The sequence below is a fragment of the Ideonella benzenivorans genome (assembly GCF_020387415.1).
Lineage (GTDB): Bacteria > Pseudomonadota > Gammaproteobacteria > Burkholderiales > Burkholderiaceae_C > Ideonella > Ideonella benzenivorans.
In genome coordinates, this window is record NZ_JAGWCB010000019.1 from 1 (window position 1) to 3506 (window position 3506).

Here is a 3506-nt window from a genome sequence, read left to right on the forward strand (position 1 = left end):
GAGTCCAGCACATAGCCCCGGTCGGCCAGGGCCAGCGCCCGGCTGGCGTTCTGCTCGACCAGCAGCATCGTCGTGCCCTGCGCGTGGATGGTCTGCACCACCTCGAAGATCTTGTCCACCATGATGGGACTCAGACCCATGCTCGGCTCGTCGAGCAGCAGCACCTTGGGCCGCGCCATCAGCGCCCGGCCCATGGCCAGCATCTGCTGCTCACCGCCGCTCATCGTGCCGGCCAGTTGGTGCGCCCGCTCCTTCAGGCGCGGGAAGATGCCGAAGACCTTCTCGATGTCGGCCTCGACCTCGTCGTCCTGGCGCACATAGGCGCCCATCTGCAGGTTCTCCACGATGGTCATGCGCGTGAAGGTGCCCCGCCCTTCGGGGATCATCACCAGGCCCTGGCGCGCCAGGTCCCAGGCGCCCTGGCCCTTGATGCTCTTGCCCAGGAATTCGATGTCGCCCGCGGCCACCGGCTGCAGCCCGGTGATGGCCTTGAGGGTCGTGGTCTTGCCCGCTCCGTTGGCCCCGATCAGGCTGACGAGTTCGCCCTCGCGCACCTCGAAGTCGATGCCCTTGACCGCCTGGATGCCGCCGTAGGCCACCTTCAGGCCGCTGACCTTCAGCAAGGTTTGTGCTGTCATGTCTGTGTCTGCTCTCGTGTTCTGCTCAGTGCTGGCCGGCGCCCAGGTAGGCTTCGATGACCTTCTCGTTCTTCTGCACTTCGGCCGGCGTGCCTTCGGCGATCTGCTTGCCGTAGTCCAGCACCGTCACCCGGTCGCACAGGCCCATCACCAGCTTGACGTCGTGTTCGATCAAGAGGATGGTGCGCCCGTCGTTGCGGATGCGGTCGATCAGCTCTCTGAGCACCACCTTCTCAGTGGCGTTCATGCCGGCGGCCGGCTCGTCGAGCGCGATCAGCTTGGGGTCGGTGGCCAGGGCCCGGGCGATCTCCAGGCGGCGCTGGTCGCCGTAGCTCAGGGTGCGGGCCTTGTAGGGGGCGTACTTGCCGATGCCCACGTAGTCCAGCAGTTCCTGGGCGCGCTCGCGGATGGCGGCCTCCTCGGCCTTGAAGCCGGGGGTGCGCAGGATGGCGCCCAGCAGGCCCGAGCCGCTGCGCACGTGCCGGCCCACCATCACGTTCTCCAGCGCGGTCATCTCGGCGAACAGCCGGATGTTCTGGAAGGTGCGCGCGATGCCGGCCTTGGCCACCTGGTGCACGGCCTGCGGGGTGTAGGCCTCGCCGCCGAGCATGAAGCTGCCGCCGTCCGGGGTGTAGAGCCCGGTGATGACGTTGAAGAAGGTGGTCTTGCCCGCCCCGTTGGGGCCGATCAGGCCGTAGACCTGGCCTTCGTGGATGCTCAGGCTGACGTCGCTGAGGGCTTGCAGACCCCCAAAGCGCTTGGAGGCGCCCTGGACCTTGAAGACTTCCTTGCTCATGGTGCTGTCCTTCTTGTTGTTCTGCTCACTTGGCCGGGGCCGGGGCGGCCTTGCCGTGTTCCGGGGCCGGCCACAGGCCGCGCGGGCGCACCAGCATGATGGTGATCATGGCCAGCGCGATCAGCAGCTGGCGCAGGATGGCCGCGTCCAGCCGCCCGTCGGTGAGCGTCTGCAGCGGGCCGGCCACGTAGCGCAGCACTTCGGGCATGGCCGCCAGCAGCACCGCCCCCAGGATCACGCCGGGGATGTGGCCCATGCCGCCGAGCACGACCATGGCGACGATCATCTCGGACTCCATCAGCGAGAAGGATTCGGGCGAGACGAAGCTCTGGAAGGCCGCGAACATCGAGCCCGAGACGCCGCCGAAGGTGGCGCCCATTCCGAAGGCCAGCAGCTTGAGGTTGCGGGTGTTCAGGCCCATGGCCTTGGCGGCGATCTCGTCTTCGCGGATGGCCATCCAGGCGCGGCCGATGCGCGAGTCCGCCAGGCGCTGGCAGATGATGACGGTGACGATCACCAGGGCCAGGAACAGGTAGTAGTACAGCGTGACCGAGGGCAGCGTGTGGCCGAACAGGTGCAGCGGTTCGCTGAAGTCCAGGGCGCCGATCTTCATGGGCTCGATCTGGCCCAGGCCACGCGGGCCGTTGGTGATGTTGATCGGGTATTCCAGGTTGTTCATGAACACCCGGATGATCTCGCCGAAGCCCAGCGTGACGATGGCCAGGTAGTCACCGCGCAGCTTCAGGGTCGGTGCGCCCAGCAGCATGCCCGCCCCGGCGGCCAGCAAGGCGGCCAAGGGGATGACCAGCCAGATCGGCGTGTGCAACCCGTTGGGATAGATCGCCTTGATCCACTCGAAGTTGTCGGTCAGGTGCGGGCTGGCCAGCAGCGCGTACATGTAGGCGCCCACCGCGTAGAAAGCCACGTAGCCCAGGTCCAAGAGACCTGCGTAGCCGACCACGATGTTCAGGCCCAGCGCGAGCATCACGTACAGCAGCGCCAGCGCCATGATGCGCACCCAGCCCTGGCCGAACTGCGCGGCCCACACTGGCAGCGCCAGCAGCAGCACGCCGGCCACCAGGAACACCACGATCTTGGTTGTCTTGTTCATCTCTGCAAACATGGTCTTGGGTTCCTCTGCGTCAGGCGCGATCCGCGACTCGCTCGCCCATCAGGCCCGAGGGGCGCAGGGTGAGCACCAGGATCAGCACGAGGAAGGCGAAGATGTCCACGTACTGGCTGCCGAAGACGCCGCCCGTGAGGTCGCCCAGGTAGCCCGCGCCGATGGCTTCGATCAGGCCCAGCAGCACGCCGCCGACCATCGCCCCGGCGAGGTTGCCGATGCCGCCGAACACGGCCGCGGTGAAGGCCTTCAGCCCCGGCAGGAAGCCCATGGTGTGCTGCACGGTGCCGTAGTTGAGCGCCCACATGATCCCGGCGATGGCCGCCAGCGAGGCGCCGATCACGAAGGTCAGCGAGATGATGAAGTCAGGCTTGACCCCCATCAGTCCGGCCACCCGCGGGTTCTCGGCGGTGGCGCGCATCGCGCGGCCCAGCTTGGTCTTGTTGACCAGCCACAGCAGCGCGGCCAGCACCGCCACCGTGGTGCCCAGGATCAGGATCTGGGTCACGGTGATCACCGGACCATCGGCCCACAGGAAGAACACCTCCGTGGGCAAGAGCGGCGGAAACGGCTTGGGGTTGGGCTTCCAGATCATCATGGCCAGCGTCTGCAGCAGCAGGCTCATGCCCATGGCCGTGATCAGCGGGGCCAGCCTCGGCGCGTTGCGCAGCGGCCGGTAGGCCACCTTCTCCACCACGTAGTTCAGCACCGAGCACGCCAGAATCGCGATCGGCAGCGAGATCAAGAGCAGCGCCCAGCCCGGCAAGCCCGAATCCGCCAGCGCCGTCACCACCGACCACGACACCATCGCACCCACCATCAGCACTTCGCCGTGCGCAAAGTTGATCAGGCTGATGATCCCGTACACCATCGTGTAGCCCAGCGCCACCAGAGCGTACATGCTCCCCAGCACCAAACCATTGATGATCTGTTGAACGAAGATATCCAT

At 66.6% G+C, this 3506-nt stretch carries 4 protein-coding genes; all 4 read right to left on the reverse strand.

The window, feature by feature from the left end; translation table 11 throughout:
- Positions 1-638, reverse strand: a 638-nt coding sequence (locus KGA65_RS18715) for an ABC transporter ATP-binding protein (RefSeq protein ID WP_225864647.1), incomplete at its 3' end; no start/stop codon positions are given.
- 25 nt (positions 639-663) lie between these two features.
- On the reverse strand, positions 664-1434 hold the full coding sequence (locus KGA65_RS18720; protein WP_225864648.1) for an ABC transporter ATP-binding protein: 771 nt from the start codon (positions 1432-1434) through the stop codon (positions 664-666).
- 25 nt (positions 1435-1459) lie between these two features.
- The gene (locus tag KGA65_RS18725; protein WP_225864649.1) at positions 1460-2545 is read right to left on the reverse strand and encodes an ABC transporter permease subunit; all 1086 of its coding nucleotides are present in this window, start codon (positions 2543-2545) and stop codon (positions 1460-1462) included.
- Positions 2546-2576: 31 nt separating this feature from the next.
- Positions 2577-3506: branched-chain amino acid ABC transporter permease (locus KGA65_RS18730; protein WP_225864650.1), on the reverse strand; the 930-nt coding region annotated here is incomplete at its 5' end.

What these genes read in the sequence shown, in the direction of transcription:
- KGA65_RS18720 (WP_225864648.1), bottom strand. Translation starts at nt 1,434, where the DNA reads ATGAGCAAGGAAGTCTTCAAGGTCCAGGGCGCCTCCAAGCGCTTTGGG.
- KGA65_RS18725 (WP_225864649.1), bottom strand. Translation starts at nt 2,545, where the DNA reads ATGAACAAGACAACCAAGATCGTGGTGTTCCTGGTGGCCGGCGTGCTG.